Genomic DNA, 26,991 nt, shown 5'->3' with positions numbered 1-26,991 from the left:
AGCGATTTGTAGGCCCGGTAAGGCTTAGCCGCCACCGGGCACGAAGACTGCACTACAGCACGCTCAGCGCCTTCTCCACCACGTTCTCAACGGTAAAGCCGAAGTACGGGAACAGCTTATCGGCCGGGGCGGATTCACCGTAACCCTTCATGCCGACAATCGCCCCTTTCAGACCCACATATTTGTACCAGTAGTCGGCAATGCCAGCTTCAACCGCCACGCGCGCCGCGACGTTTGAAGGCAGCACCGATTCGCGGTATGCCTCATCCTGGGCATCAAAGATATCCGTTGAAGGCAGGGAAACCACGCGCACCGCGTGACCCTCGGCGGTCAGTTTCTCGGCCGCTTTTACCGTGATTTCCACCTCTGAACCGGTGGCAATCAGGATCACGTCCGGTTTACCGCCGCTGTCTTTCAGGATGTACCCGCCGCGGGCGATATTTTTCACCTGCTCCGGCGTGCGCTCAATCTGCGCCAGGTTCTGGCGCGACAGGATCAGCGCTGTGGGTCCGTTATGGCGCTCTACGGCCAGCTTCCAGCCCACAGCCGCTTCAACCTGATCGCACGGACGCCAGGTACTGAAGTTTGGCGTCAGGCGCAGGCTCGCCAGCTGCTCTACCGCCTGGTGCGTCGGCCCATCTTCACCCAGTCCGATGGAGTCGTGGGTATACACCATGATTTGCCGCGCCTTCATCAGGGCCGCCATACGCGCCGCGTTACGGGCATATTCGACAAACATCAGGAAGGTGGCGGTGTACGGCACGAAGCCGCCATGGTGGGCGATACCGTTGGCAATGGCGGTCATCCCGAACTCGCGCACGCCGTAGTGGATATAGTTTCCGGCAATGTCTTCCTTCAGGGATTTAGAGCCAGACCAGATGGTGAGGTTACTTGGCGCCAGATCCGCCGAGCCGCCCAGCAGTTCGGGCAGGACAGGGCCAATCGCGTTCAGGGTGTTTTGTGACGCCTTACGGGTGGCAATTTTCGCCGGGTTAGATTGCAGGTTTTCAATCAGCGCCTGAGTTTTCTCTTCCCAGTCTTCCGGCAGGCCACCGCTCATGCGGCGGTTAAATTCGGCCGCCAGCTCCGGATACGCTTTTTTGTAGGCAGCAAACTTCTCGTTCCAGGCCTGCTGCGCTTTTTCACCTGTTTCGCGAGCATCCCAGGCCCTGTAGATCTCTTTTGGGATCTCAAAGGCCGGGTGTTTCCAGCCCAGTTTCTGGCGGGTCAGCGCCACTTCCTCTTCACCCAGCGCCGCGCCGTGCGCCTCTTCTTTACCCGCTTTGTTCGGCGAGCCGAAGCCGATGGTGGTGCGGCAGACGATCAGGGACGGTTTGTCCTTCACGCTCTGCGCTTCCTGAATCGCTTTTTTCACCGCCTCAGGATCGTGACCGTCGATTTCGTGCACCACGTGCCAGTGATAGGCTTCAAAGCGTTTTGCCGTGTCGTCGGTAAACCAGCCCTCGGTTTCCCCGTCAATGGAGATACCGTTGTGATCGTAGAAGCCAATCAGCTTGCCCAGCCCCAGGGTGCCCGCCAGCGAGCAGACCTCGTGGGAGATCCCCTCCATCAGGCAGCCATCACCCATAAAGACATAGGTGTAGTGATCGACAATCTCGTGGTCGGGCTGGTTGAACTGCGCGGCCAGCGTACGCTCTGCAATCGCCAGGCCGACGGCATTCGCCAGCCCCTGGCCCAGCGGGCCGGTAGTGGTTTCAACACCCGGCGTATAGCCGATCTCCGGGTGGCCCGGCGTTTTGGAGTGCAGCTGGCGGAAGTTTTTTAACTCCTCAAGCGGCAGGTCGTAGCCGGAAAGGTGCAGCAGGCTGTAGAGCAGCATCGAGGCATGACCGTTGGAGAGAATAAAACGGTCGCGATCGTACCAGGTCGGATCGGTCGGGTTGTGCTTCAGGAAGTCGTTCCACAGCACTTCGGCAATATCAGCCATACCCATGGGGGCGCCAGGGTGGCCGGAATTGGCTTTTTGTACGGCATCCATGCTGAGGGCGCGAATGGCGTTGGCGAGCTCTTTACGGGACATAGTTCACTCCGTGGCAAGGTTAAAGTTTGGCGGCGAGAAGATCTTCGAGTTTGCGCTGGTCGACGGCGAACTGGCGGATGCCATCTGCCAGTTTTTCCACGGCCATTGGATCCTGATTGTGCTCCCAGCGGAATTCCGCTTCGGTCATGGGTTTCGGTTTTGGCAGAACGGTAGAGGTCGGTACCAGCTTGCGGATCACCGTCTCTTCACTCTCCTGAAGCTTTTTCAGCAGGTCAGGAGAGATGGTCAGACGGTCACAGCCCGCGAGCGCCAGGATCTGCTCGGTGCGGCGGAAGCTGGCCCCCATCACGATGGTCTCGTAGCGATGCTGCTTGTAATAATCGTAGATATTACGCACCGATTTTACGCCAGGATCTTCTTCCACCACGTACGGATCCATTGGCTGTTTCGCCTGATACCAGTCGTAGATACGCCCGACAAACGGTGAAATCAGGAACACGCCCGCTTCGGCGCAGGCACGCGCCTGGGCGAAGGAGAACAGTAGCGTCAGGTTGCAGTGGATCCCCTCTTTCTCCAGCACTTCCGCCGCGCGGATGCCTTCCCAGGTAGACGCAAGCTTGATCAGAATGCGTGACTTATCGATCCCCTGCTCCTGGTAGAGTTCCACTATGCGGCGGGCCTTGTTAATGCTTTTTTCCTGGTCGAACGAGAGGCGGGCGTCCACTTCGGTAGAGACGCGCCCCGGTATGCTTTTAAGAATTTCCGCACCGATATTGACCGCCAGCTTGTCGCTGGCTTCGGCGACCTGCTGTTCCTGCGTTTTCCCGCGCTGTTTGCCGTAGGCAAGGGCGTCATCAATCAGATGACTAAAGTGCGCAAGACCGGCCGCCTTGAGCAGCAGAGAGGGATTGGTGGTCGCGTCTTCCGGCTGGTAGTGACGAATCGACTCGATGTCGCCGCTGTCTGCAACCACGGTGGTAAATTGTTTGATGCCGTCTAGCTGGTTCATAATTACTCCTTGGAAATAAAAGAGTTAGTCGAGTGCGTTAGTTCACACTTCTGAGAAAATCATGATGGACTTAACAAAAAAGCATAGCAGACGGGGGAGGCATTGCTTTCTGAGACGGGTAACATGGCTGTTATAAATTGATAACAATTTTTATTCTGCAATGGTGAGAGTTTGGCAGCCTTCAAAGTTTAGGAGCCTGCCTGCGGCGATACTATGCGGCACACCAGGGTGTGCATAGGAACGTCGACATCACCCTTTTTGACCGAAACGTGAAAGGAATAACAAGATGGATGATCAGTTAAAACAAAGCGCTCTCGATTTTCACGAGTTTCCTGTTCCGGGTAAAATCCAGGTATCCCCGACCAAACCGCTGGCGACCCAGCGCGATCTGGCGCTGGCCTACTCGCCGGGCGTGGCTGCTCCGTGCCTGGAAATCGAAAAAGATCCGCTGGCAGCGTACAAATACACCGCGCGCGGCAACCTGGTGGCCGTTATCTCTAACGGTACGGCGGTGCTGGGGTTAGGGAACATCGGTGCGCTGGCTGGTAAGCCGGTGATGGAAGGGAAGGGCGTTCTGTTTAAGAAATTTGCCGGTATCGACGTCTTCGATATCGAAGTGGACGAACTGGATCCGGATAAATTCATCAACGTGGTGGCGGCGCTGGAGCCGACCTTCGGCGGCATCAACCTGGAAGACATCAAAGCGCCGGAATGTTTCTATATCGAGCAGAAGCTGCGCGAGCGTATGAACATTCCCGTGTTCCATGACGACCAGCACGGCACGGCGATTATCAGTACCGCCGCCATTCTGAACGGCCTGCGCGTGGTGGAGAAAAATCTCTCCGACGTGCGCATGGTGGTCTCCGGCGCAGGCGCCGCGGCCATCGCCTGTATGAACCTGCTGGTGGCGCTGGGCATGCAGAAGCACAATATTGTGGTCTGCGACTCCAAGGGCGTGATCTACAAAGACCGCGAGCCAAACATGGCGGAAACCAAGGCGGCCTATGCGGTGGAAGACGACGGCAAGCGCACGCTTGAAGACGTGATTGACGGTGCTGACATTTTCCTCGGCTGTTCAGGCCCGAAAGTGCTGACCCAGGAGATGGTGCAGAAGATGGCGCGCGCGCCAATGATCCTGGCTCTGGCGAACCCGGAGCCGGAAATTCTGCCGCCGCTGGCGAAGGCGGTGCGTGAAGACGCTATCATCTGCACCGGACGTTCGGACTACCCGAACCAGGTGAACAACGTGCTCTGCTTCCCGTTCATCTTCCGCGGGGCGCTGGACGTCGGCGCCACGGCGATCAACGAAGAGATGAAGCTGGCTGCCGTTCATGCTATCGCAGAGCTGGCGCACGCCGAGCAGAGCGAAGTGGTGGCCTCCGCCTACGGCGATCAGGATCTGAGCTTCGGCCCCGACTACATCATCCCTAAACCATTTGACCCGCGTCTGATCGTGAAGATCGCGCCAGCGGTGGCCAAAGCGGCGATGGACTCCGGCGTGGCGACGCGTCCGATTCAGGATTTCGACGCGTACGTCGATAAGCTCACCGAGTTCGTTTACAAAACCAACCTGTTTATGAAGCCGATCTTCTCCCAGGCGCGCGCCGACGCGAAGCGCGTGGTGCTGGCGGAAGGGGAAGAGGCGCGCGTGCTGCATGCCACGCAGGAGCTGATCACCTTAGGGCTGGCGAAACCGATCCTGATTGGTCGTCCGAGCGTGATCGAGATGCGTATTCAGAAGCTCGGCCTGCAAATAAAGCCGGGCGTGGACTTTGAGATCGTTAACAACGAATCCGATCCGCGCTTCAAAGAGTACTGGAACGAATACTATTCGATCATGAAGCGTCGCGGGATCACCCAGGAGCAGGCGCAGCGGGCGGTGATCAGCAACACCACGGTGATCGGCGCGATCATGGTTCATCGCGGTGAGGCGGATGCGCTGATCTGCGGCACCATCGGCGAGTACCATGAGCATTTCAGCGTGGTACAGGAGATCTTCGGCTATCGCGAGGGCGTCCATACTGCCGGCGCAATGAACGCGCTGCTGCTGCCAAGCGGTAACACCTTTATCGCCGATACCTACGTCAACGACGATCCCTCCCCGGACGAACTGGCGGAAATCACCGTGATGGCGGCGGAAACCGTGCGCCGCTTTGGTATCGAGCCGAAAGTGGCGCTGCTGTCGCACTCAAACTTCGGGTCATCCAAATCCGCGGCGGCGTGCAAAATGCGCCAGACGCTGGACCTGGTGCGAGCGCGCGCGCCGGAGCTGATGATCGACGGCGAGATGCACGGCGACGCCGCGCTGGTGGAGAGTATTCGTAATGAACGTATGCCGGACAGTCCGCTGAAAGGCTCGGCGAACGTGCTGATTATGCCGAACGTGGAAGCGGCGCGTATTAGCTATAACCTGCTGCGCGTGTCGAGTTCTGAAGGGGTGACCGTAGGGCCAGTGCTGATGGGGGTGTCAAAACCGGTGCATGTGTTAACGCCGATTGCCTCCGTGCGTCGTATCGTCAACATGGTGGCGCTGGCGGTGGTTGAGGCGCAGACGCAGCCGCTGTAATTTATTGCCCTCGCCCCTCACCCTAACCCTCTCCCCATAGGGGAGAGGGGACTGCTCTGAGCCGTCTTTTCACCCTCGCCCCTTTGGGGAGAGGGCCGGGGTGAGGGGTAAGGGTTAAACCCAGTCCCGAACCTTAATAAACTCACTCAAGGCAGCCTCCGGGCTGCCTTCTTTTGGCGCGTAGCTGTATTCCCAGCGCACCAGCGGCGGCATCGACATCAGAATGGACTCCGTGCGCCCGCCGGTTTGCAGGCCAAACAGCGTCCCGCGATCCCACACCAGATTAAATTCCACGTAGCGCCCGCGACGGTAGAGCTGGAACTCACGCTCGCGCACGCCGTAGTCGGTGTCTTTGCGGCGTTCGACAATCGGAAGATAGGCGTTGGTAAAGCCTTCACCCACCGCGCGCATAAAGCTGAACGCGGTATCAAAATCCGGCGTGTTGAGATCGTCAAAGAACAGCCCACCGATGCCGCGCTGCTCGTCGCGGTGCTTCAGATAAAAATAGTCATCGCACCACTTTTTATATTTCGGGTAAACGTCTTCGCCAAACGGCAGGCAGAGGTCGCGCGCGGTGGTGTGCCAGTGCACGGCATCCTCTTCAAAGCCATAGTAAGGCGTTAAGTCGAAACCGCCGCCAAACCACCAGACCGGATCGGCCCCCGGTTTTTCCGCGATGAAAAAGCGCACGTTGGCGTGGCTGGTTGGCACAAACGGGTTATGCGGATGCACCACCAGCGAGACGCCCATCGCCTCGAAGCTGCGGCCCGCCAGTTCAGGCCGATGCGCCGTGGCGGACGCTGGCATTGCATCACCGTGGACGTGGGAGAAGTTGACCCCCGCCTGTTCAAAAATACCGCCGTTACGCAGCACGCGGCTGCGCCCGCCGCCGCCCGCTTCGCGCTGCCAGGTGTCTTCCTGGAATTCACCGCCGTCTGCGGCGGTCAGTTTCTGGCAAATCGCGTCCTGGAGCTGCATCAGGAAAGTTTTGACCAGCTGTGCATTCGGTTTCATCAACGTTTCCTGGAGTGCGCTTTTTGATTATCGAACCAGTTGAAATAACTGATGACCCCGGAGGCGATGGCGTTCGCGATCTTCTGACGAAACGCCTTAGTGCCGAGTAAACGCTCTTCTTCCGGGTTGGTAATGAACGAGGTTTCCACCAGCACGGACGGAATAGACGGTGACTTCAGCACCACAAACGCGGCCTGCTCGGTGCTTTTACTGTGCAGACGGTGCACGGGTTTAATCCGTTTGAGGATATGCGAGCCGAGCGTCAGGCTGTTTTTGATGGTATCGGTCTGCACAAGATCGAACAGAACCTGCTGTAACAGATGGTCTTTGTCGGTGGCTTTTTTCCCGGCCACTTCATCCGCCCGGTTTTCGCGATCGGAGAGGTATTTCGCCATGGCGCTACTGGCGCCACGGTTGGAGAGCGCAAATACCGAGGCGCCTGCGGCGGAAGGGTTTGTGAAGCCATCCGCGTGAATGGACATAAACAGATCGGCGCCGTGCTTGTGGGCAATCTCCACGCGATCGTACAGCGGGATAAACGTGTCGCCTGTGCGCGTCAGGCGGGCGTCAATACCGTTGCTGCGTAAAATTGCGCGTACATTTTTTGCAATTGCCAGCACGACGTGTTTTTCTTTCGACCCGTTTCGGCCAATGGCGCCGGTGTCGATCCCGCCGTGGCCCGGATCGAGCATGACCAGACGCTTTGCGCCAGCTTTTTTGGTTTTCGGCTTGCTGTGTCCGTTACTGGTTTTAAGCGTGCTCTCTTCTTTTGCCTGAGCCTGCTTTGCGATACCCGATAACGTTAAGGCCGCCAGCCCCGCTTTGAGAACCTGACGACGCGATGTGAGTGCTTTTAATGGTTTGAATGTGCTCATGCGGCCTGAATTGTAAAAATTGGGGTCCTGGTGTTATATCGTATCGTGTTTCCCGTTACGACAGTCCTTATTGAGAATTGTTTTACTTTTCATTTCAATACGTGACAAAGTGACATTATGCCAAATTTTGGCGAGTTTTTCCCCGGTTATTGGCTAAACGCCCTGTTCACGCCATAATCACTGTTTTTAAACCCGAAAAGGCGGTTAATACCATGGAGATACGCGTTTTTCGCCAGGAAGATTTCGAAGAGGTGATCACCCTTTGGGAGCGCTGCGATCTGCTGCGTCCGTGGAACGATCCGGAAATGGACATCGAACGGAAGGTGAATCACGACGTCAGTCTGTTTCTGGTCGCTGAGGTCAACGGCGAAGTGGTCGGGACGGTGATGGGCGGGTACGACGGCCACCGCGGCTCGGCCTACTATCTGGGCGTGCACCCGGAATATCGCGCGCGCGGCATCGCCAACGCGCTGCTTAACCGTCTGGAAAAGAAACTGATCGCCCGTGGCTGCCCGAAAATCCAGATTATGGTCCGGGAAGATAACGACGTGGTGCTGGGCATGTATGAACGTCTGGGCTACGAGCACGCGGATGTACTGACGCTGGGTAAGCGCCTGATCGAAGATGAAGAGTACTGAGTTCCACCCTGGCGACTACGACATTCACGGTCGTCTGCGTCTGCCTTTTTTGTTCTGGTGCGTTCTGCTGTTGCAGGCCCGCACCTGGGTGCTGTTCGTGATGGCTGGCGCGTCGCGCGGGCAGGGCGATACGTTACTGAATCTCTTTTATCCCGATCACGATGCGTTCTGGCTGGGGTTACTGCCGGGCGTACCGGCGGTCCTGGCGTTTCTGTGCAGCGGACGGCGGCAAGCCATTCCGCGCTTCTGGCGCGCGCTTCGCTGGCTGCTGATCCTGGCGCAGTTTGTGCTTCTGGTCTGGCAACCCTTGCTCTGGCTGTACGGCGAGCCGCTTTCGGGTATCGGGATTGCACTGGTGGTGGCGGATATTGTCGCGCTGCTGTGGCTGGTCACGAATCCCCGTTTACGCGCCTGTTTTACGCAAGAGCCAGATTAAAACGGCACTTTTTGTCGATACTGCACTCCAACAAGCGTTGATTTACTACGTAAGGACGTCTCAATGAAATCGCTGCGTTTACTTTTATGCGCTCTCCCGCTGGCGTTAACCGGCTGTTCCACGCTCTCATCCATCAACTGGTCTGCGGCCTATCCGTGGAACTGGTTTGGCTCCTCAATGGAAGTGACCGAGCAGGGCGTGGGCAAAATCACCGCCTCGACGGCGCTGGATCAGGATGCCATTCAGGATGCCATCGGCAGTGATTATCGCCTGCGCAGCGGCATGAAAACCGAGAACGGCAACATCGTGCGCTATTTCGAAGCGTTGAAAGATGACAAGGTGGCAATGGTCATCAACGGCGATAAAGGTACGGTCAACCGCATTGCGGTGATGGATGAAGAGATCCCGACCTCAGGTGGCGTGAAGGTGGGAACGCCGTTTGGCGAACTCTATCAGAAAGCGTTTGGCCACTGCGCCAGTGTGCCATCGGAGGAGAGCGTGGCGGTCGAGTGTAAGGCCGACGGCAGCCAGCATATTAGCTATGTGTTCAGCGGCACCTGGAACGGTCCGGAAGGGTTAATGCCGTCTGACGACACCCTGAAAAAGTGGAAAGTGAGCAAAATTATCTGGCAGCAGTAATTTGCGCCTGAGCAAGCCGCCTCGCTGAAATCCGGGTATAATAGCCGCCATCAATGCCACGCTGTCGTGGCATCTTTATTTCAGGAGGAGCGATGTCTCAGGTTCAGAGTGGCATTTTGCCAGAACATTGCCGGGCGGCGATTTGGATTGAAGCCAACGTCAAAGGGGACGTGGATGCCCTGCGCGCGGCCAGCAAAGTTTTCGTTGATAAACTGGCCACCTTCCAGGCCAAATTCCCCGAAGCCCATCTGGGCGCGGTGGTTGCCTTTGGCAGCACCGTCTGGCGTCATCTGAGCGGCGGCGAAGGCGCAGAAGAGCTGAAAGACTTTATTCCTTATGGCAAAGGTCTTGCGCCCGCCACCCAGTATGACGTTCTGATCCATATCCTCTCCCTGCGTCACGACGTGAACTTTTCTGTCGCTCAGGCTGCGATTGAGGCCTTTGGTGACAGTATCGACGTGCAGGAAGAGATCCACGGTTTCCGCTGGGTGGAAGAGCGCGATTTGAGCGGCTTCGTCGACGGCACCGAAAACCCGGCCGGGGAAGAGACGCGTCGCGAGGTGGCTGTAATCAAGGATGGCGTGGACGCGGGCGGCAGCTATGTGTTCGTCCAGCGCTGGGAGCATAACCTCAGGCAGCTTAACCGCATGAGCGTGCATGACCAGGAGATGATGATTGGCCGTACCAAAGATGCCAATGAAGAGATTGACGGCGATGCGCGTCCGGTCACTTCCCACCTGTCCCGCGTTGACCTTAAAGAAGACGGTAAGGGGCTGAAGATTGTTCGCCAGAGCCTGCCGTACGGCACCGCGAGCGGTACGCACGGCCTGTACTTCTGCGCTTATTGCGCACGCCTCTACAACATCGAACAGCAGCTGTTGAGCATGTTTGGCGATACCGACGGTAAGCGTGACGCCATGCTGCGCTTCACCCGCCCGGTGACCGGCGGCTACTACTTTGCGCCGTCCGTTGAGCGCCTGCTGGCGTTGTAAATCGCTCTCCATTCGTAGGCCGGGTAAGCGTGAGCGCCACCCGGCAATTTCTCCCGCACCTCTTATTCCCTTTTCTGCTTCTAAATCACCAAACGGTATATAAAACCGTTACTCCTTTAGACTCCGTTATAAATATTATGACTATAAGATAGTCATCACATTTATAAGGGTGCGCAATGGCCGTTACTGTACTGAAAAAAGGATCGCTGGCACTGGCAGGTTTACTGCTGGTGGCGCAGGCGCAGGCAACCGAGTTGCTGAACAGTTCTTATGATGTTTCGCGCGAGCTGTTTGCCGCCCTTAATCCCGCATTTGAACAGCAGTGGGCGAAAGAGAACAACGGCGACAAGCTGACCATCAAGCAGTCGCACGCTGGCTCATCCAAGCAGGCGCTGGCCATTTTGCAGGGGCTGAAAGCGGACGTGGTGACCTACAACCAGGTCACGGACGTGCAGATCCTGCACGACAAAGGCAAACTGATCCCGGCGAACTGGCAAAGCCGCCTGCCGAACAACAGTTCGCCATTTTACTCCACCATGGGCTTCCTGGTGCGCAAGGGCAACCCGAAGAACATCCACGACTGGAACGACCTGGTGCGTTCAGACGTAAAGCTGATCTTCCCGAATCCGAAAACCTCCGGCAACGCACGTTACACCTATCTGGCGGCGTGGGGCGCGGCGGACAAAGCTGACGGTAACGATAAAGCGAAAACCGAACAGTTTATGACCCAGTTCCTGAAAAACGTCGAGGTGTTTGATACCGGCGGTCGTGGCGCAACCACCACCTTCGCCGAGCGCGGGCTGGGCGACGTACTGATCAGCTTTGAATCCGAAGTGAACAATATTCGTAAACAGTACGAAGCGCAGGGCTTCGAAGTGGTTATCCCGAAAACGAACATTCTGGCCGAGTTCCCGGTGGCGTGGGTGGATAAAAACGTAAAGGCTAACGGCACAGAAAAGGCGGCGAAAGCCTACCTGAACTATCTGTACAGCCCGCAGGCGCAAACCGTTATCACCGACTACTACTACCGTGTCAACAACCCGGACGTGATGAGCAAGCTGAAAGACAAATTCCCGCAGACCGAGCTGTTCCGCGTGGAAGATCATTTTGGCGCCTGGCCTGAGGTCATGAAAACGCATTTTGTCAGCGGCGGTGAGTTGGACAAACTGCTGGCAGCGGGGCGTAAGTAATGTTTGCAGTGTCCTCCAGACGTGTGCTGCCGGGCTTTACCTTAAGCCTCGGGACCAGCCTGCTGTTCGTCTGTCTGATTTTGTTATTACCGCTCAGCGCGCTGGTGATGCAGCTCGCTGAGATGAGCTGGTCCCAGTACTGGGAAGTGATTACTAACCCGCAGGTGGTGGCGGCCTACAAGGTCACCCTGCTGTCTGCGTTCGTGGCCTCGATTTTTAACGGCGTGTTTGGCCTGCTGATGGCGTGGATCTTAACTCGCTATCGCTTCCCTGGCCGCACCCTGCTCGACGCGCTGATGGATCTGCCGTTTGCCCTGCCGACGGCGGTTGCCGGTTTGACGCTGGCGTCGCTCTTCTCCGTGAACGGGTTTTACGGTGAGTGGCTGGCGAAGTTTGATATCAAAGTGACCTATACCTGGCTCGGTATCGCGGTGGCCATGGCCTTTACCAGCATCCCGTTTGTGGTACGTACCGTGCAGCCGGTGCTGGAAGAGTTAGGACCCGAATACGAAGAGGCCGCAGAAACGCTCGGCGCCACGCGCTGGCAGAGTTTTCGCAAGGTCGTGCTGCCGGAACTCTCTCCGGCGTTGCTGGCGGGTATCGCGCTCTCCTTTACCCGCAGCCTCGGTGAATTTGGCGCGGTCATTTTTATCGCCGGGAACATCGCGTGGAAAACCGAAGTGACCTCGCTGATGATTTTTGTCCGTTTGCAGGAGTTTGATTATCCGGCCGCGAGTGCGATTGCCTCGGTGATCCTTGCCGCGTCGCTGCTACTGCTGTTCTCGATTAACACTCTGCAAAGTCGCTTTGGTCGACGTGTGGTAGGTCACTGATGGCGGAAGTTACGCAATTGAAGCGCTATGACGCGCCCCGCATCAACTGGGGCAAATGGTTTCTGATTGGTACCGGCGTGCTGGTCTCCGCATTCATTCTCGTCGTGCCGATGGTGTACATATTCGTTCAGGCCTTCAGCAAAGGGATTATGCCCGCGCTGCAAAACCTGGCCGATCCGGACATGCTCCACGCCATCTGGCTGACGGTCATGATTGCCCTGATCACCGTCCCGGTGAATCTGGTGTTTGGCGTATTGCTGGCCTGGCTGGTAACGCGCTTTAACTTCCCGGGGCGTCAGCTGCTGCTGACCCTGCTGGATATCCCGTTTGCGGTGTCACCGGTGGTGGCGGGTCTGGTTTATCTGCTCTTCTACGGTTCCAATGGCCCGCTGGGCGGCTGGCTGGATGAACACGACCTGCAGATCATGTTCGCCTGGCCGGGGATGGTGCTGGTGACCGTCTTTGTCACCTGTCCGTTCGTGGTACGCGAGCTGGTGCCGGTGATGCTCAGCCAGGGCAGCCATGAAGATGAAGCCGCGGTGCTGCTCGGCGCTTCCGGCTGGCAGATGTTCCGCCGCGTCACGCTGCCGAATATCCGCTGGGCACTGCTTTACGGCGTGGTGCTGACCAACGCCCGTGCGATCGGTGAGTTTGGCGCGGTGTCGGTGGTATCCGGCTCGATTCGCGGCGAAACCCTGTCGCTGCCGTTACAGATTGAATTACTGGAACAGGACTACAACACCGTCGGTTCCTTTACTGCCGCAGCGTTGCTGACGCTGATGGCGATTTTGACCCTGTTTTTGAAGAGTGTGGTGCAGTGGCGTTTAGAGAATCAGGAAAAACGTCAGCATCAGGAGGGAAATCATGAGCATTGAGATTGCCAATATTAAGAAGTCTTTTGGTCGCACCCAGGTGCTGAATGATATCTCGCTGGATATCCCTTCCGGACAAATGGTGGCGCTGCTGGGGCCGTCTGGCTCCGGTAAAACCACGCTGCTGCGTATTATCGCCGGGCTTGAGCACCAGACCAGCGGACATATCCGCTTCCACGGTACGGACGTAAGCCGTTTGCATGCCCGCGACCGTAAAGTGGGTTTTGTATTCCAGCACTACGCCCTGTTCCGCCACATGACGGTATTCGACAACATCGCGTTTGGTCTGACCGTACTGCCGCGTCGTGAGCGTCCGAATGCGGCCGCCATCAAAGCGAAAGTGACCAAACTGCTGGAGATGGTGCAGCTGGCTCATCTGGCGGACCGCTTCCCGGCACAGCTTTCTGGCGGGCAGAAACAGCGCGTGGCGCTGGCGCGTGCGTTAGCCGTGGAACCGCAAATCCTGCTGCTGGACGAACCGTTTGGCGCGCTGGATGCGCAGGTGCGTAAAGAGCTCCGCCGCTGGCTGCGTCAGCTTCATGAGGAACTCCAGTTCACCAGCGTTTTCGTGACCCACGATCAGGAAGAGGCGATGGAAGTAGCCGACCGCGTGGTGGTGATGAGTCAGGGCAACATTGAGCAGGTTGACGAGCCAGAGCAACTCTGGCGTGAACCGGCGACCCGCTTTGTGCTGGAGTTTATGGGGGAAGTAAACCGCCTTCAGGGTACTATTCGCGGCGGTCAGTTCCACGTTGGCGCGCACCGCTGGCCGCTGGGGTATACCTCCGCGCACCAGGGACCGGTGGATCTGTTCCTGCGCCCGTGGGAAGTGGACGTCAGCCGCCGTACCAGCCTGGACTCACCGCTTCCGGTGCAGGTGCTGGAAGCTAGCCCTAAAGGTCACTACACCCAATTAGTGGTACAGCCCCTGGGCTGGTACACCGAGCCGCTGACCGTGGTTATGCGTGACGACGAGCCGCCGCACCGGGGGGAACGCCTGTTTGTGGGGCTGCAACACGCGCGCATTTATCACGGCAACGAGCGCATCGAGACGCGCGAGGATATTGCTCTGGCGGAGTCAGCCTGATAGGTTATTGAGTATGTTTTTCGCCCGGTGGCGTGATGCTTACCGGGCTTTTTATTGAGTAAAAAACGTGAATACACTCGAACACACCATCGGCAACACCCCTCTGGTCAAACTTCAACGCATGGGGTGTGACAACGGCAGCGAAATCTGGGTCAAACTTGAAGGCAATAACCCGGCGGGGTCGGTGAAAGACCGGGCGGCGCTGTCGATGATTGTTCAGGCCGAAAAGCGCGGCGAAATAAAGCCCGGCGACGTGCTGATCGAAGCCACCAGCGGTAACACCGGTATCGCACTGGCGATGATAGCCGCCCTGAAAGGCTATCGTATGAAGCTGCTGATGCCGGATAACATGAGCCAGGAGCGCCGTGCCGCCATGCGTGCCTACGGGGCCGAGCTGATTCTGGTGAGCAAAGAGCAGGGGATGGAAGGGGCGCGAGATTTAGCGTTAGCGATGGCGGAGCGCGGGGAAGGCAAGCTGCTCGACCAGTTTAATAACCCGGACAACCCGTACGCGCACTACACCTCCACCGGCCCGGAAATCTGGCAGCAAACCGGCGGGCGCATCACCCACTTTGTCTCCAGCATGGGGACCACGGGCACGATCACCGGTGTGTCACGTTTTCTGCGCGAGCAGGAGCAGCCGGTGACGATTGTCGGCCTCCAGCCGGAAGAGGGAAGCAGTATTCCGGGCATTCGCCGCTGGCCCGCGGAGTATATGCCGGGCATCTTTAATGCGCAGCTTGTGGACCAGGTGCTGGATATTCATCAGCGCGAGGCGGAAAATACCATGCGTGAGCTGGCCGTGCGTGAAGGCATCTTCTGCGGCGTCAGTTCGGGTGGCGCGGTAGCGGGGGCGATTCGGGTGGCTAAGGCAAACCCGGGTGCAGTAGTGGTAGCGATTATTTGCGATCGCGGCGATCGCTACCTGTCGACCGGCGTCTTTGGTGAAGAGAGTTATTCGCAGGGGGCGGGGATTTAAGCGTCATGGAGATGATTTTATTCCGGGATAACACCCGGGCGCAGCAAACCGATATTGTCGCCGTTCAGTCGCAGGTGGTGTACGGCAGTGTGGGAAACAGCATCGCGGTGCCAAATATTCGCACCCATCGACTGAACGTTACCGCCGTGCCGACGGTGCTGTTCAGCAATACGCCACACTACGACACCTTCTACGGCGGGGTGATCCCGGACGAGTGGTTCAGCGGCTACCTGAAGGCGCTGGAAGAGCGCGAGATCCTGCGCGAGCTAAAAGCGGTCACTACCGGCTATATGGGCAGCGCCAGCCAGATCGTGCTGCTGGCGCAGTGGCTGAAGGCGATCAAAGTGCAACATCCCGATCTGCTGGTGCTGGTCGACCCGGTAATCGGAGACATCGACAGCGGGATGTACGTGAAGCCGGATATTCCTGAAGCCTACCGTGAGCACCTGCTCCCGCTGGCTCAGGGCATTACGCCCAACGTGTTTGAGCTGGAAGTGCTGAGCGGCAAACCGTGCCGTACTCCGGAGAGCGCCATTGCCGCCGCGCAGGGGCTGCTGTCTGACACGCTTAAATGGGTGGCGATCACCAGCGCGCCAGTGGCTGACGATCCGCAAAATATCCACGTCGTGCTGGTGAGCGAGGAGGGCGTTACCGTAAGCGCACACCCGCGCGTTGAGACGGACCTGAAAGGGACGGGGGATCTGTTCTGTTCGGAGCTGGTGAGCGGTATCGTCCGTGGTAAAACCGTGGCCGACGCCATTCGCATGGCGGGCGACAGGGTGACTGACGTGATGATCTATACGCAGTCGAAAGGCTACGACGAGCTTATTCTGCCTGCATAAACAAAAATGGCGCCCGAAGGCGCCATTTTACCGTGCGGCAAGAATTACTTCTTGATGCGGATAACCGGGGTTTCACCCACGGTAACGCTGCCAGACAGTTTGATCAGCTCTTTGATTTCGTCCATGTTGGAGATAACAACCGGAGTCAGGGTAGACTTCGCTTTTTCTTCCAGCAGTGGCAGATCGAATTCAATTACAGGGTCGCCAACTTTAACACGCTGGCCTTCTTCCGCGATACGTTTGAAGCCTTCGCCTTTCAGTTCAACGGTGTCGATACCGAAGTGAACGAACAGTTCGATACCGCTATCGGATTCGATAGAGAACGCATGGTTGGTTTCAAAAATCTTACCAATGGTACCGTCAACTGGAGCAACCATTTTGTTGCCAGTTGGTTTGATAGCAATGCCATCACCAACGATTTTCTCAGCAAACACTACATCCGGCACGTCTTCGATATTGACGATCTCGCCGGAGAGCGGAGCAACAATCTCAATAGTTCCGGAGTCGCTATTGCTTTTGTCACCGAACAGTTTACTAAATAAACCCATTAGACTTATCTCCTAAGCAGTAATTTGGGCCGCATCTCGTGGATTAGCAGATTGTTTTTTCTTCAATGAACTTGTTAACCAGCGTCATTAACTCGTCCGTTGTCGGTTGAGCAAGAGCCTGCTCTGCTAATACCTTCGCATCTTCGAAGTTCGTGTTACGGATAATCTTCTTGATGCGCGGGATGGAAATGGCGCTCATAGAGAATTCGTCCAGACCCATACCCAGCAACAGAAGTGTAGCACGTTCGTCGCCTGCAAGCTCACCACACATGCCAGTCCATTTACCTTCTGCATGAGAAGCATCAATAACTTGCTTGATCAAATTCAGTACAGACGGCGACATTGGCTGGTAGAGATGTGAAATCATATCATTACCACGGTCAACTGCCAGGGTGTACTGCGTTAAATCATTGGTACCGATACTAAAGAAATCAACTTCTTTGGCTAAATGACGTGCAATGGTCGCGGCTGCCGGTGTTTCCACCATCACGCCGATCTCGATTGACTCGTCAAATGCTTTACCTTCGTCACGCAGTTCCTGCTTGTAGATTTCAATCTCTTTCTTCAGTGCACGCACTTCTTCAACAGAGATGATCATCGGGAACATGATGCGCAGCTTACCGAAAGCGGATGCACGCAGGATAGCGCGAACCTGGTCACGCAGGATCTCTTTGCGATCCATGGCGATACGCACGGCACGCCAGCCCAGGAACGGGTTCTCTTCTTTCGGGAAGTTCATGTACGGCAGCTCTTTGTCGCCACCGATATCCATGGTGCGGACGATAACGGCCTGCGAGCCGCACGCTTCCGCAACCGCTTTGTACGCTGCAAACTGCTCTTCTTCCGTTGGCAGGGCGTCGCGGTCCATGAACAGGAATTCAGTACGATACAGACCAACACCTTCCGCACCGTTGCGTTCAGCGCCGTCAACGTCACGTACGGTACCGATGTTAGCGCACACTTCAACCTGATGGCCGTCCAGCGTGATGGCTGGCAGATCTTTCAGTTTAGCGAGTTCCGCTTTCTCGGTAGCAACCTGCTCCTGAACGGAACGCAGCTGCTCGATCACATCGTTAGTTGGGTTGACGTAAACCACGTTGTTTACGGCATCCAGAATCAGATAGTCGTCGTTTTTCACCTGCGAGGTGACGCTACCGGTACCCACGATGGCTGGCAGCTCCAGAGAACGCGCCATGATAGAGGTGTGGGAGGTACGTCCACCTGCATCAGTAATGAAACCCAGCACCTTGTTCAGGTTCAGCTGTGCGGTTTCAGACGGGGTCAGGTCAGCGGCAACCAGGATGACTTCGTCCTGAATCGCGCTCAGATCGATGATGGCCAGACCCAGGATGTTGCGCAGCAGGCGCTTACCGATGTCACGTACGTCAGCCGCACGCTCTTTCAGGTATTCATCGTCCAGTTCTTCCAGGGCAGTTGCCTGACCTTCGATAACTTCATGCGCAGCCGCGTCGGCCGTCATGCCTTTATCTTTAATCAGGGCTATGATTTCCTGCTCCAGCTCCTCATCTTCGAGCAGCATAATGTGCCCTTCGAAGATGGCTTCTTTTTCTTCACCGAAAGTTTCGCCAGCTTTAGTTTTAATCGCTTCCAGTTGCGCAGATGCCTTGGCACGACCGCTCAGAAAACGTTCAACTTCCTGATCAACCTTGTCGGCAGAAATTTTTTTCCGGTCAATGACGATTTCGTCTTCTTTCAGCAGCAATGCTTTGCCGAAAGCGATACCCGGGGATGCTAAAATGCCTGAAATCATAACCCTACCTTACTTGTGACTGATATTGAAAAGAACCCGGTAAACTTACTCGAGTTCAGCCATCAGCTTAACCAGATGCTCAACTGCTTTCTGCTCGTCTTCACCTTCAGCGGAGATGGTAACAACGGTACCCTGAGTCAGACCCAGAGTTTGCAGCTTGAACAGGCTTTTTGCGCTAGCGCTTTTGCCGTTGGAAGTCACAGTGATTTCAGAAGTGAAGCCTTTCGCTTCTTTAACAAACTGAGCAGCAGGGCGGGTGTGCAGACCGTTCGGAGCGGTAATGGTAACTTCTTGCTGGAACATTGTATTTCCCCAACTTATAGGTTTAGTGTTGTGGAACTAAAGTCTAGCCTGGCGACTTAACTTTAGCCTGTATAGTTAGCGCTGACGTTTCAATCGTCATTAAACATTATGCAGTGAAAGCAAGACTTGAACCAAATCATAAAATCGATTCAGCAGCGCTATTTCGTTCACCGATTAATTTCGCGCATCAAAATAATTGCTGGTTTAAATACCAGACCCAACGGGGTGAAGCAATGCCAGGAGGGGTAAAACTTTGAAGCAGGCCACAAAAAAGCACCTGAAAAGGTGCTTTTTTACGCGTTTTTAACATACTGGCATCACTGTTGCAGTTCTTTCTCTGTGAACAGATCGGCAAACAGTGCTGTGCTTAAGTAACGCTCACCCGAAGACGGTAGGATAACCACAATATTCTTGTTGGTAAAGGTTTCGTCTTCCAGCAGTTTGAGAGCTGCAGCAACCGCCGCACCGGAAGAGATACCCGCCAGAATGCCTTCCTCGTCCATCAGGCGACGCGCCGTGGAGATGGCTTCTTCATTGGTGATGGCGACCACTTTATCGATCAGCTTCAGATCGAGGTTGCCTGGAATAAAGCCAGCGCCGATACCCTGGATTTTGTGCGGACCTGGTTTGATCTCTTCGCCTGCCAGCGCCTGAGCGATAACCGGAGAGTCGGTTGGCTCAACGGCAACGGTAATCAGATCTTTTTTACCTTTCGTGCCTTTAATATAGCGAGACACCCCGGTCAGCGTACCGCCGGTGCCTACGCCGGAGATAAACACATCAACCTGACCGTCGGTATCTTCCCAGATTTCCGGGCCGGTGGTTTTCTCATGAATTTCCGGGTTGGCCGGGTTGCTGAACTGCTGGAGCAGCAGATACTTTGCAGGATCGCTGGCGACGATTTCTTCGGCCTTCTGAATCGCGCCCTTCATGCCTTTCGCGCCTTCCGTGAGGACCAGATTCGCACCCAACGCTTTCAGCAGCTTACGGCGCTCAATACTCATGGTTTCAGGCATAGTCAGCGTCAGCTTATAGCCGCGCGCCGCCGCAACATAGGCCAGGGCGATACCGGTATTGCCGCTGGTGGGTTCAACCAGCTCAACGCCAGGTTTCAGCACGCCACGCTTTTCAGCATCCCAAATCATATTCGCACCGATACGGCATTTAACGCTGAAGCTTGGGTTACGAGATTCGACCTTCGCCAGAATGCGTCCATTACCGATACGGTTCAGTCGAACCAGGGGCGTATGACCGATAGTCAGCGAGTTGTCTTCATAAATCTTACTCATGGCCTGTCCTTAACTGTATGAAATTGGGATACCGACCCAGCATACCTGTTGAACAGGTATGGGGAAGTAAGGAAATCGCATATCTATATGCTGCAAGGAAATAATGGGGATCAGTATGGAATAAGGGGCGGCATAAGCCACCCCTCTTTTACACATTTTTGCATTACTTCCATAACGCGTGCTTAGCACGGTAGCAGTCCGCCCACATCGCCGTCGCGCCGCAAACGGCAACGGGCATGATGAACAGATTCAGGAAAGGGATCATGGTGAACAGGCTGGTAAGGGCACCAAACTGCATATTGGCAACCTTCTGAGTGCGCAGGGCAGTGCGCATCTCTTTAAACGGCACTTTGTGGTTATCGAACGGATAATCACAGTACTGGATAGCAAGCATCCAGGCGCTGAACAGGAACCACAGCACGGGTGCGACCGTCTGGCCGATCCCGGGTACAAAATAAAGGATGAGCAGCACAATCGCCCGCGGCAGGTACCACGCAAACTTCTGCCATTCGCGCTTCATGATGCGGGGGACATCTTTCACGATCCCCAGTACGCCCGTGTCAGGCGGCGCCGCACCGGTCAGGCGCGCTTCCAGCTGTTCGGCCAGCAGACCGTTGAACGGCGCGGCTATCCAGTTAGCTATCGTCGAAAAGAAATAGCCGAAAACCAGCAGCACGGAGATAACCGCAATCGGCCAGAGCAGGTAGTCCAACCACTGTAACCAGTCCGGCACATAGCTCATCAGGGAAGGGATCCAGCTTTCCAGTCTGGTGAACAGCCACCAGAACGCGCCCCCCATCAGAATAATGTTGATCAGTAACGGCAAAACAACGAAGCGTCGAATGCCCGGCAGGGAGACCAGTTTCCAGCCCTGAGAAAAGTACCAGACCCCGCTACGTGGGGCAGAAGAAGATGTTGAAACCATACCAGGCTGTACTCCTTTTTACACAACCAGTGGAATTGCCCGCCTATATTATCCAGTTACGGGCCAATGACCAGTTCGGAAATGTTCGAAAAACCAGCAAAAAGCACGATTTAGTTCATCTTTATGCTGTGAATGCTCTGCATACACTTGCACTTGACGTAAACGGCAAATACTCTTAGTGAGTAAATGTTTGCCGTGGTGGCAAGGTGTTAGAACAACAGAGAATATAATGATGCAGGATTTGCGTCTGATATTAATCATTGTTGGCGCGATCGCCATAATCGCTTTACTGGTACATGGTTTCTGGACCAGCCGTAAAGAGCGTTCCTCTATGTTTCGCGATCGTCCACTGAAGCGCATGAAGTCCAGTCGCGAAGACGATGACGTTGAAGACGACATCGACGGTCTTGACGACGACGGCGTGGGTGAAGTTCGTGTTCATCGGGTCAATACTGCGCCCGGCGCAGCGCATGGAGAGCATGAAGCTCCCCGCGCTCCGCAGCACCAGTATCAACCACCGTATGCCTCTGCCCAGCCGCGCCAGCCAGCGCCGCCGCCAGTGGAAGAACCTGTTCGTCATCCGTCGAAGCAGCCTGTGCAACAGCAGCCCGTTGCGCCACAGCCTGTACAGCAGCAACCTGTGCAACAGCCTGCACAGCCAGTGCATCAGCCACAGCCAGTGCAACAGCCGCAGCCGGTAGAACAACCGCAGCCTGAATCTGCACCGCCTGCGCCACAGCCCGCTCCGCGCGTTGAGCCAGAGCCTGTTGTTGAGCCAGAACCGGTTGTTGAAAAGCCGCAGCGTAAAGAAGCGGTAATCATCATGAATGTGGCTGCTCATCATGGCACCCATCTGAACGGTGACGTGCTGCTTAACAGCATCCAACAGGCAGGCTTCAAGTTCGGCGACATGAATATTTTCCATCGCCACCTGAGTCCTGACGGCAGCGGTCCGGCGCTGTTCAGCCTGGCCAATATGGTCAATCCAGGCACGTTTGACCCGGAAATGACCGGTGATTTCGTCACGCCTGGGGTTACGATCTTTATGCAGGTGCCGTCCTACGGTGACGAGCTGCAAAACTTTAAGCTGATGCTACAGTCCGCTCAGCACATCGCCGATGAAGTGGGCGGTGTTGTGCTCGACGATCAGCGTCGTATGATGACGCCGCAGAAACTGCGCGAATATCAGGACCGCATCCGCGAAGTTAAGGAAGCTAACGCGTAATCGTCGCGTTTACTTCAACTCCTCCTCAACCCCCGCCTGTCGGGGGTTTTTCTCATTGATGGTGCGATATGGACTCAATCGAACAACAACTTACTGAACTGCGAACCACGCTTCGCCATCATGAATATCTCTATCATGTTATGGACGCACCGGAAGTACCGGATGCGGAATATGACCGCCTGATGCGTGAACTGCGCGAGCTGGAAGCGCAGCACCCCGAACTGATTACGCCCGATTCCCCAACGCAGCGCGTCGGCGCGGAACCGCTGGGTGCTTTCAGCCAGGTGCGCCACGAAGTGCCGATGCTGTCGCTGGATAACGTGTTTGATGAAGAGAGTTTTCTGGCTTTCAACAAGCGCGTGCAGGATCGCCTGAAGAGCGTCGACAATCTGAGCTGGTGCTGCGAGCTAAAACTGGATGGTCTGGCCGTCAGCATTCTTTATGAGAACGGCGTGATGGTACGTGCCGCAACGCGCGGCGACGGCACCACCGGGGAAGACATCACCACCAATGTGCGCACCATTCGTGCGATCCCGCTGAAGCTGCGTGGCGATAACATTCCTGCGCGGCTGGAAGTGCGCGGGGAAGTTTTCCTTCCGCAGGCGGGGTTTGAGAAGATCAATGAAGAAGCGCGTCGTACCGGGGGTAAAGTGTTTGCAAACCCGCGTAACGCGGCGGCAGGTTCGCTGCGCCAGCTCGATCCGCGTATCACCGCGAAGCGACCGCTTACTTTCTTCTGCTACGGCGTCGGGATCCTGGAAGGCGGTGACCTGCCGGATACCCACCTGGGTCGTTTAATGCAGTTCAAAGAGTGGGGTTTGCCGGTAAGCAACCGCGTGCAGCTTTGCGACTCTCCAGAGGCGGTGCTGGCGTTCTATCACAAGGTTGAAGAAGATCGTCCCACGCTTGGGTTTGATATTGATGGCGTAGTGATCAAGGTTAACTCCCTGGCATTGCAGGAACAGTTGGGTTTTGTTGCCCGGGCGCCACGCTGGGCAGTGGCCTTTAAGTTCCCGGCGCAGGAGCAGATGACCTTCGTTCGCGACGTGGAATTTCAGGTAGGACGTACGGGTGCGATTACGCCTGTGGCGCGTCTGGAGCCTGTGCAGGTGGCTGGCGTGCTGGTCAGTAACGCTACGCTGCATAACGCCGATGAAATTGCCCGTCTGGGGCTGCGAATTGGTGACAAAGTGGTGATTCGCCGCGCGGGCGATGTGATCCCGCAGGTGGTTAACGTAGTGGAATCAGAACGTCCTGCCGATACCCGTGCCATCGAGTTTCCTGCCCATTGTCCGGTATGTGGTTCGGACGTTGAGCGCGTGGAAGGTGAAGCGGTAACGCGCTGTACGGGCGGGTTAATCTGCGGCGCGCAGCGTAAAGAGTCCCTGAAGCACTTTGTCTCCCGCCGGGCGATGGACGTCGACGGAATGGGTGACAAGATCATCGACCAGTTAGTTGAGAAAGAGTATGTCCATACGCCAGCGGACCTCTTTACCCTGACGGCAGGTAAGCTGACCGGTCTTGATCGTATGGGGCCGAAATCTGCCCAGAACGTGGTCAATGCGCTTGAGGCGGCCAAAAATACTACCTTTGCCCGTTTCCTTTACGCGCTCGGCATTCGTGAAGTCGGAGAGGCGACGGCGGCAGGGCTGGCGGCGTATTTCGGCACGCTGGAGGCTCTTGAGAAAGCCACCATCGACGAACTACAGAAAGTCCCTGACGTTGGTATAGTGGTCGCTACCCACGTCTTCAACTTCTTCGCCGAAGAGAGCAACCGTGAAGTGATCGGTAAATTACTGGAACAGGGCATTCACTGGCCCGCACCGGTAGTGGTTAATGCAGAAGAGATCGACAGCCCGTTTGCCGGTAAAACGGTGGTGCTGACCGGCAGTCTGAGCCAGCTCTCGCGTGATGACGCGAAAGCGCGCCTGGTGGCGCTTGGGGCAAAAGTGGCGGGAAGCGTGTCAAAGAAAACCGACCTGGTGATCGCCGGGGAAGCGGCCGGTTCGAAGCTGGCAAAAGCGCAGGAGCTCGGCATCGAGGTGATCGATGAAGCGGAAATGATGCGCCTTTTAGGAGAGTGATGTGGAAAAAGAGCAGCTCGTTGAGATCGCCAATACGGAGATGCCGTTCGGTAAATATAAGGGCCGCAGGCTGATTGATTTACCGGAAGAATATCTGCTGTGGTTTGCCCGTAAGGATGAGTTTCCTGCCGGGCGTCTTGGCGAGCTGATGGCTATCACATTACTGATCAAAACAGAGGGGCTGACCCAGCTGGTGCAGCCCCTGAAACGTCCTTAAACTTTCGCGGCGCGGGTCTCTTCCTGCGCCAGCTTTTCAGTCTGTGCCTTGTAACGCCGCGCCAGTACCGCACACACCATCAGCTGGATCTGATGGAAAATCATCAGCGGCAGTACCATCATCCCAATGACCGACGTCGGGAACAGAATATTGGCCATCGGGATCCCGTTGGCCAGGCTCTTTTTCGATCCACAGAATACGATGGTGATTTCATCGGCCTTATTGAAGCCGCATTTGCGGGCCACAAAGACGTTAACCGCGATCACAATGGTCAGCAGAACAAGGCTTACCACCACAATAAACAGCAGCGATCCTGCGCCCACCCTGTGCCAGATGCCGTTCACCACGGCTTCGCTGAAGGCCGTGTAAACCACCAGCAGAATGGAGCTTTGGTCCGTTTTCCCGATCCATTTTTTGTGTTTCGCCACAAACGCCCCAATCCAGGGGCGGGATAAGTGTCCGAGCACAAACGGCAGTAGCAGTTGCAGACAAATTTTACCCACCTGCTCCAGATTACCTTCTGCACCGTGCATGTTCATCAGCAGACCGACCAGCAGCGGTGAAACAAAGATCCCGAGCAGGCTGGAAGCCGAAGCAGAACAGACCGCCGCCGCGACGTTGCCGCCCGCCAGCGAGGTAAAGGCAATAGCAGACTGCACGGTGGCCGGCAAAATGCACAGATAAAGGAAACCGGTATAGAGTGCCGGATCGACATTCACCGGCGCCCACCAGGCAAACAGCACGCCCAGAACAGGGAAGAGGATAAAGGTGCTGCACATTACCCAGAGGTGCAGTCGCCAGTGGCTACCGCCTGCAATAATGGCTTCCCGGGAGAGTTTGGCGCCATGCATAAAGAACAACAGGGCAATGGCTGCCGTGGTCAGCCCTTCAATGACCGGAACGAAACCGCCCCGCGCCGGGAAGAACGAGGCCAGCAAGACGACACCAATCAGGGTCAGCGTAAACGGATCAAGGATACGAAAAAGTTTCATAATCACTCCTGAAAACAGATGCCGCTATTGTGCTTTCTTCCCTTTGAGAAATAAAATTGATTTATTGCATCTATTCATGAATTAAACAGATGAATTATTCACTACGTCAGCTTCGTGTTTTCGTCACCGTCGCGCAGGCCCGCAGCTTCAGTCGGGCTGGGGAGATGATTGGCCTCAGCCAGTCGGCGGTGAGCCATAGCGTGAAAGAGCTGGAAACTCAAACCGGCGTGAAACTGCTCGACCGCACGACGCGCGAAGTGGTGCTCACCGAAGCGGGACATCAGCTGGCAACGCGTCTGGAAAGGCTGCTTGATGAACTGAACAGTACGCTGAGAGACGTCGGACGGCTTGGACAACAGCTTTCCGGTACCGTGAGAGTGGCGGCGAGCCAGACGATTTCGGCGCATCTTATTCCCCAGTGCATCGCTGAAAGTAATCACCGCTATCCGGATATCGATTTTGTTTTGCACGACAGGCCGCAGCAGTGGGTACTGGAGAGTATTCGTCAGGGGGATGTGGATTTCGGGATTGTTATTGATCCCGGAGCGGTAAGCGACCTGGAATGTGAAGTGGTACTCTCGGAACCCTTTTTATTGCTCTGCCGCGATGATGATCCTCTGGCATCGCTGTCGCAGGTGGCCTGGCAAGCCTTACAGGGGGCAAACCTGGTGTTACAGGATTATGCATCAGGTAGCCGCCCGCTGATAGATGCCGCACTGGCCGCACAGGGCGTAAAGGCAACCATTGTGCAGGAGATTGGGCATCCTGCCACGCTCTTCCCCATGGTCGAAGCGGGGATTGGGATCAGCGTTCTGCCTGCGCTGGCGCTGCCACTGCCGCAGGGAAGTCGTTTAACGGTGAAGCGTTTCCTGCCCTGTATTGAACGCCAGCTGATGCTGGTACGCCGTAAAAACAGGTCTCTTTCCGGAGCGGCTCATGCCTGCTGGGATGTGGTGCGTATGCAGGCCAGGCGTCTGATGGAGGCCCGCACGCGCGATCCACTTTTTAACGAAACCAATGATCAGATATAGATATCAATCTGATGTTCTGCGGAGGGTTTATTGACGCCTTCCGCCACGGCCTGACCGCTTTCCTGTTTTGGCATCGCCTCTTCTGCCTGCTGACGCTGCAATTGCGCCAGCTGTGCCTGCAACATAGCCAGCTGAGATTCGAGCAATTCTTGCTGCTTTTGCTTTTCTTCCGCTGTGGCATCACCCATGGCGACTTCTTTAAGTTGCTGAGTGACTTTCGTTATCTGTTTGGTCAGACGGGTGATCTGGGAAGCAATGTCGTTTCCGCCGGAGCTGTTATCTACGCTGCCGATTTCCATCGCCGACAGAGAAACGGGCTTAAGAGTTGTCATATTGAGATCCTTTTCGCCATAAAATAGAGGTATCGGCAAAGAAGGCGTGAGCTTGAGTAAAACAAGCGGTTTGGCTGTAATGGGGATGTGCTATATCGCAGATAGCAAAAAAGCGCCTTTAGGGCGCTTTTTTACATTGGTGGGTCGTGCAGGATTCGAACCTGCGACCAATTGATTAAAAGTCAACTGCTCTACCAACTGAGCTAACGACCCGAAATGGTGGGCGATGACGGGCTCGAACCGCCGACCCCCTCCGTGTAAAGGAGATGCTCTACCAACTGAGCTAATCGCCCATTTCGG

At 56.0% G+C, this 26,991-nt stretch carries 26 protein-coding genes and 2 tRNA genes; 15 read left to right on the top strand and 13 right to left on the bottom strand.

The genetic code is table 11. The features are described 5' to 3' along the window. Nucleotides 1-52: 52 nt before the first annotated feature. Both tkt and tal read right to left on the bottom strand, forming a co-directional pair. Nucleotides 53-2,041 (bottom strand): transketolase, encoded by a 1,989-nt coding sequence (gene tkt, locus ACQG0S_RS15670; RefSeq protein ID WP_022648960.1) that lies wholly within the window; start codon nucleotides 2,039-2,041, stop codon nucleotides 53-55. 19 nt (nucleotides 2,042-2,060) lie between these two features. Beyond that, nucleotides 2,061-3,011 (bottom strand): transaldolase, encoded by a 951-nt coding sequence (tal, locus tag ACQG0S_RS15665; RefSeq protein ID WP_022648959.1) that lies wholly within the window; start codon nucleotides 3,009-3,011, stop codon nucleotides 2,061-2,063. Between the two features lie 286 nt (nucleotides 3,012-3,297). On the opposite strand from tal, the gene maeB reads away from it, so the two are divergent. Further along, the gene (gene maeB, locus ACQG0S_RS15660; RefSeq protein ID WP_045309155.1) at nucleotides 3,298-5,577 is read left to right on the top strand and encodes an NADP-dependent oxaloacetate-decarboxylating malate dehydrogenase; all 2,280 of its coding nucleotides are present in this window, start codon (nucleotides 3,298-3,300) and stop codon (nucleotides 5,575-5,577) included. A 114-nt stretch (nucleotides 5,578-5,691) separates the two neighbouring features. Here maeB and hemF read toward each other — a convergent pair whose 3' ends face one another. Both hemF and amiA read right to left on the bottom strand, forming a co-directional pair. Then, on the bottom strand, nucleotides 5,692-6,591 hold the full coding sequence (hemF, locus tag ACQG0S_RS15655; RefSeq protein WP_048965751.1) for an oxygen-dependent coproporphyrinogen oxidase: 900 nt from the start codon (nucleotides 6,589-6,591) through the stop codon (nucleotides 5,692-5,694). After that, entirely contained in the window at nucleotides 6,591-7,466 is an 876-nt protein-coding gene (amiA, locus tag ACQG0S_RS15650) for an N-acetylmuramoyl-L-alanine amidase AmiA (protein WP_023306670.1), read from the bottom strand. Before amiA ends, hemF begins: the two co-directional genes overlap by 1 nt. 212 nt (nucleotides 7,467-7,678) lie before the next feature. Here amiA and ACQG0S_RS15645 point away from each other — a divergent pair, with 212 nt between their 5' ends. From ACQG0S_RS15645 to pdxK, 10 genes are all read left to right on the top strand, one after another. Further along, nucleotides 7,679-8,104, top strand: a complete 426-nt coding sequence (locus ACQG0S_RS15645; RefSeq protein WP_003861292.1) for a GNAT family acetyltransferase — start codon at nucleotides 7,679-7,681, stop codon at nucleotides 8,102-8,104. Further along, nucleotides 8,091-8,540, top strand: coding sequence for a DUF2919 domain-containing protein (locus ACQG0S_RS15640; protein WP_022648955.1), 450 nt, complete (start codon nucleotides 8,091-8,093; stop codon nucleotides 8,538-8,540). The genes ACQG0S_RS15645 and ACQG0S_RS15640 overlap by 14 nt, the downstream gene beginning before the upstream one ends. Before the next feature lie 63 nt (nucleotides 8,541-8,603). Then, nucleotides 8,604-9,179 (top strand): RpoE-regulated lipoprotein, encoded by a 576-nt coding sequence (locus ACQG0S_RS15635; protein ID WP_022648954.1) that lies wholly within the window; start codon nucleotides 8,604-8,606, stop codon nucleotides 9,177-9,179. 92 nt (nucleotides 9,180-9,271) lie between these two features. Next, nucleotides 9,272-10,171 (top strand): Dyp-type peroxidase, encoded by a 900-nt coding sequence (locus ACQG0S_RS15630; protein WP_022648953.1) that lies wholly within the window; start codon nucleotides 9,272-9,274, stop codon nucleotides 10,169-10,171. Nucleotides 10,172-10,347: 176 nt separating this feature from the next. Continuing rightward, entirely contained in the window at nucleotides 10,348-11,361 is a 1,014-nt protein-coding gene (locus ACQG0S_RS15625) for a sulfate ABC transporter substrate-binding protein (protein ID WP_022648952.1), read from the top strand. Further along, the gene (gene cysT, locus ACQG0S_RS15620) at nucleotides 11,361-12,194 is read left to right on the top strand and encodes a sulfate/thiosulfate ABC transporter permease CysT (RefSeq protein WP_022648951.1); all 834 of its coding nucleotides are present in this window, start codon (nucleotides 11,361-11,363) and stop codon (nucleotides 12,192-12,194) included. The genes ACQG0S_RS15625 and cysT overlap by 1 nt, the downstream gene beginning before the upstream one ends. Continuing rightward, nucleotides 12,194-13,069: a sulfate/thiosulfate ABC transporter permease CysW gene (cysW, locus tag ACQG0S_RS15615; RefSeq protein WP_003861305.1), complete on the top strand. Its 876-nt coding sequence runs from the start codon at nucleotides 12,194-12,196 to the stop codon at nucleotides 13,067-13,069. The genes cysT and cysW overlap by 1 nt, the downstream gene beginning before the upstream one ends. Then, entirely contained in the window at nucleotides 13,059-14,153 is a 1,095-nt protein-coding gene (gene cysA, locus ACQG0S_RS15610; protein WP_022648949.1) for a sulfate/thiosulfate ABC transporter ATP-binding protein CysA, read from the top strand. Before cysW ends, cysA begins: the two co-directional genes overlap by 11 nt. 67 nt (nucleotides 14,154-14,220) lie before the next feature. Beyond that, entirely contained in the window at nucleotides 14,221-15,132 is a 912-nt protein-coding gene (gene cysM, locus ACQG0S_RS15605; RefSeq protein ID WP_048965750.1) for a cysteine synthase CysM, read from the top strand. 5 nt (nucleotides 15,133-15,137) lie between these two features. Further along, a complete protein-coding gene (gene pdxK / locus ACQG0S_RS15600; protein WP_048965749.1) occupies nucleotides 15,138-15,974 on the top strand; it encodes a pyridoxine/pyridoxal/pyridoxamine kinase in 837 nt (278 codons plus the stop codon). A 44-nt stretch (nucleotides 15,975-16,018) separates the two neighbouring features. Here the strand turns inward: pdxK and crr are convergent, their stop codons facing one another. The 5 genes from crr to cysZ form a co-directional block, all read right to left on the bottom strand. Then, nucleotides 16,019-16,522, bottom strand: coding sequence for a PTS glucose transporter subunit IIA (gene crr / locus ACQG0S_RS15595; protein WP_022648946.1), 504 nt, complete (start codon nucleotides 16,520-16,522; stop codon nucleotides 16,019-16,021). Between the two features lie 43 nt (nucleotides 16,523-16,565). After that, nucleotides 16,566-18,293: a phosphoenolpyruvate-protein phosphotransferase PtsI gene (ptsI, locus tag ACQG0S_RS15590; RefSeq protein ID WP_022648945.1), complete on the bottom strand. Its 1,728-nt coding sequence runs from the start codon at nucleotides 18,291-18,293 to the stop codon at nucleotides 16,566-16,568. A 45-nt stretch (nucleotides 18,294-18,338) separates the two neighbouring features. After that, nucleotides 18,339-18,596 carry a phosphocarrier protein Hpr gene (gene ptsH / locus ACQG0S_RS15585; RefSeq protein WP_000487600.1) on the bottom strand — a complete coding sequence of 86 codons (258 nt, stop codon included), beginning with the start codon at nucleotides 18,594-18,596 and terminating at the stop codon, nucleotides 18,339-18,341. 317 nt (nucleotides 18,597-18,913) lie between these two features. After that, a complete protein-coding gene (gene cysK, locus ACQG0S_RS15580; RefSeq protein ID WP_006811453.1) occupies nucleotides 18,914-19,885 on the bottom strand; it encodes a cysteine synthase A in 972 nt (323 codons plus the stop codon). A 163-nt stretch (nucleotides 19,886-20,048) separates the two neighbouring features. Next, the gene (gene cysZ, locus ACQG0S_RS15575) at nucleotides 20,049-20,810 is read right to left on the bottom strand and encodes a sulfate transporter CysZ (RefSeq protein ID WP_426750566.1); all 762 of its coding nucleotides are present in this window, start codon (nucleotides 20,808-20,810) and stop codon (nucleotides 20,049-20,051) included. Between the two features lie 229 nt (nucleotides 20,811-21,039). Here cysZ and zipA point away from each other — a divergent pair, with 229 nt between their 5' ends. The 3 genes from zipA (at nucleotide 21,040) to ACQG0S_RS15560 (ending at nucleotide 24,336) form a co-directional block, all read left to right on the top strand. Then, nucleotides 21,040-22,035: a cell division protein ZipA gene (gene zipA / locus ACQG0S_RS15570; RefSeq protein ID WP_048965748.1), complete on the top strand. Its 996-nt coding sequence runs from the start codon at nucleotides 21,040-21,042 to the stop codon at nucleotides 22,033-22,035. Between the two features lie 68 nt (nucleotides 22,036-22,103). Beyond that, nucleotides 22,104-24,119, top strand: coding sequence for an NAD-dependent DNA ligase LigA (gene ligA / locus ACQG0S_RS15565; protein ID WP_032623825.1), 2,016 nt, complete (start codon nucleotides 22,104-22,106; stop codon nucleotides 24,117-24,119). Nucleotide 24,120: 1 nt separating this feature from the next. Further along, nucleotides 24,121-24,336 (top strand): DUF3820 family protein, encoded by a 216-nt coding sequence (locus ACQG0S_RS15560; protein WP_003861328.1) that lies wholly within the window; start codon nucleotides 24,121-24,123, stop codon nucleotides 24,334-24,336. On the opposite strand, the gene ACQG0S_RS15555 is transcribed toward ACQG0S_RS15560, so the two are convergent. Beyond that, nucleotides 24,333-25,328 carry a bile acid:sodium symporter family protein gene (locus tag ACQG0S_RS15555; RefSeq protein WP_038421494.1) on the bottom strand — a complete coding sequence of 332 codons (996 nt, stop codon included), beginning with the start codon at nucleotides 25,326-25,328 and terminating at the stop codon, nucleotides 24,333-24,335. The two genes, ACQG0S_RS15560 and ACQG0S_RS15555, sit on opposite strands and share 4 nt — an antisense overlap. Nucleotides 25,329-25,417: 89 nt before the next feature. Between ACQG0S_RS15555 and ACQG0S_RS15550 the strand changes: the two genes are divergently transcribed. After that, a complete protein-coding gene (locus tag ACQG0S_RS15550; RefSeq protein ID WP_022648940.1) occupies nucleotides 25,418-26,359 on the top strand; it encodes a LysR family transcriptional regulator in 942 nt (313 codons plus the stop codon). Here ACQG0S_RS15550 and ACQG0S_RS15545 read toward each other — a convergent pair. The 3 genes from ACQG0S_RS15545 to ACQG0S_RS15535 form a co-directional block, all read right to left on the bottom strand. Next, on the bottom strand, nucleotides 26,350-26,691 hold the full coding sequence (locus tag ACQG0S_RS15545) for a FlxA-like family protein (RefSeq protein ID WP_022648939.1): 342 nt from the start codon (nucleotides 26,689-26,691) through the stop codon (nucleotides 26,350-26,352). The genes ACQG0S_RS15550 and ACQG0S_RS15545 overlap by 10 nt on opposite strands. A 137-nt stretch (nucleotides 26,692-26,828) precedes the next feature. Next, nucleotides 26,829-26,904 (bottom strand) — tRNA-Lys (locus ACQG0S_RS15540). Nucleotides 26,905-26,908: 4 nt separating this feature from the next. Beyond that, nucleotides 26,909-26,984, bottom strand: a tRNA-Val gene (locus ACQG0S_RS15535). Nucleotides 26,985-26,991: the final 7 nt, after the last annotated feature.

The sequence above is a fragment of the Enterobacter cloacae complex sp. 418I7 genome (assembly GCF_050030705.1).
Lineage (GTDB): Bacteria > Pseudomonadota > Gammaproteobacteria > Enterobacterales > Enterobacteriaceae > Enterobacter > Enterobacter intestinihominis.
This window is presented reverse-complemented; position numbering and strand designations above follow the sequence as displayed.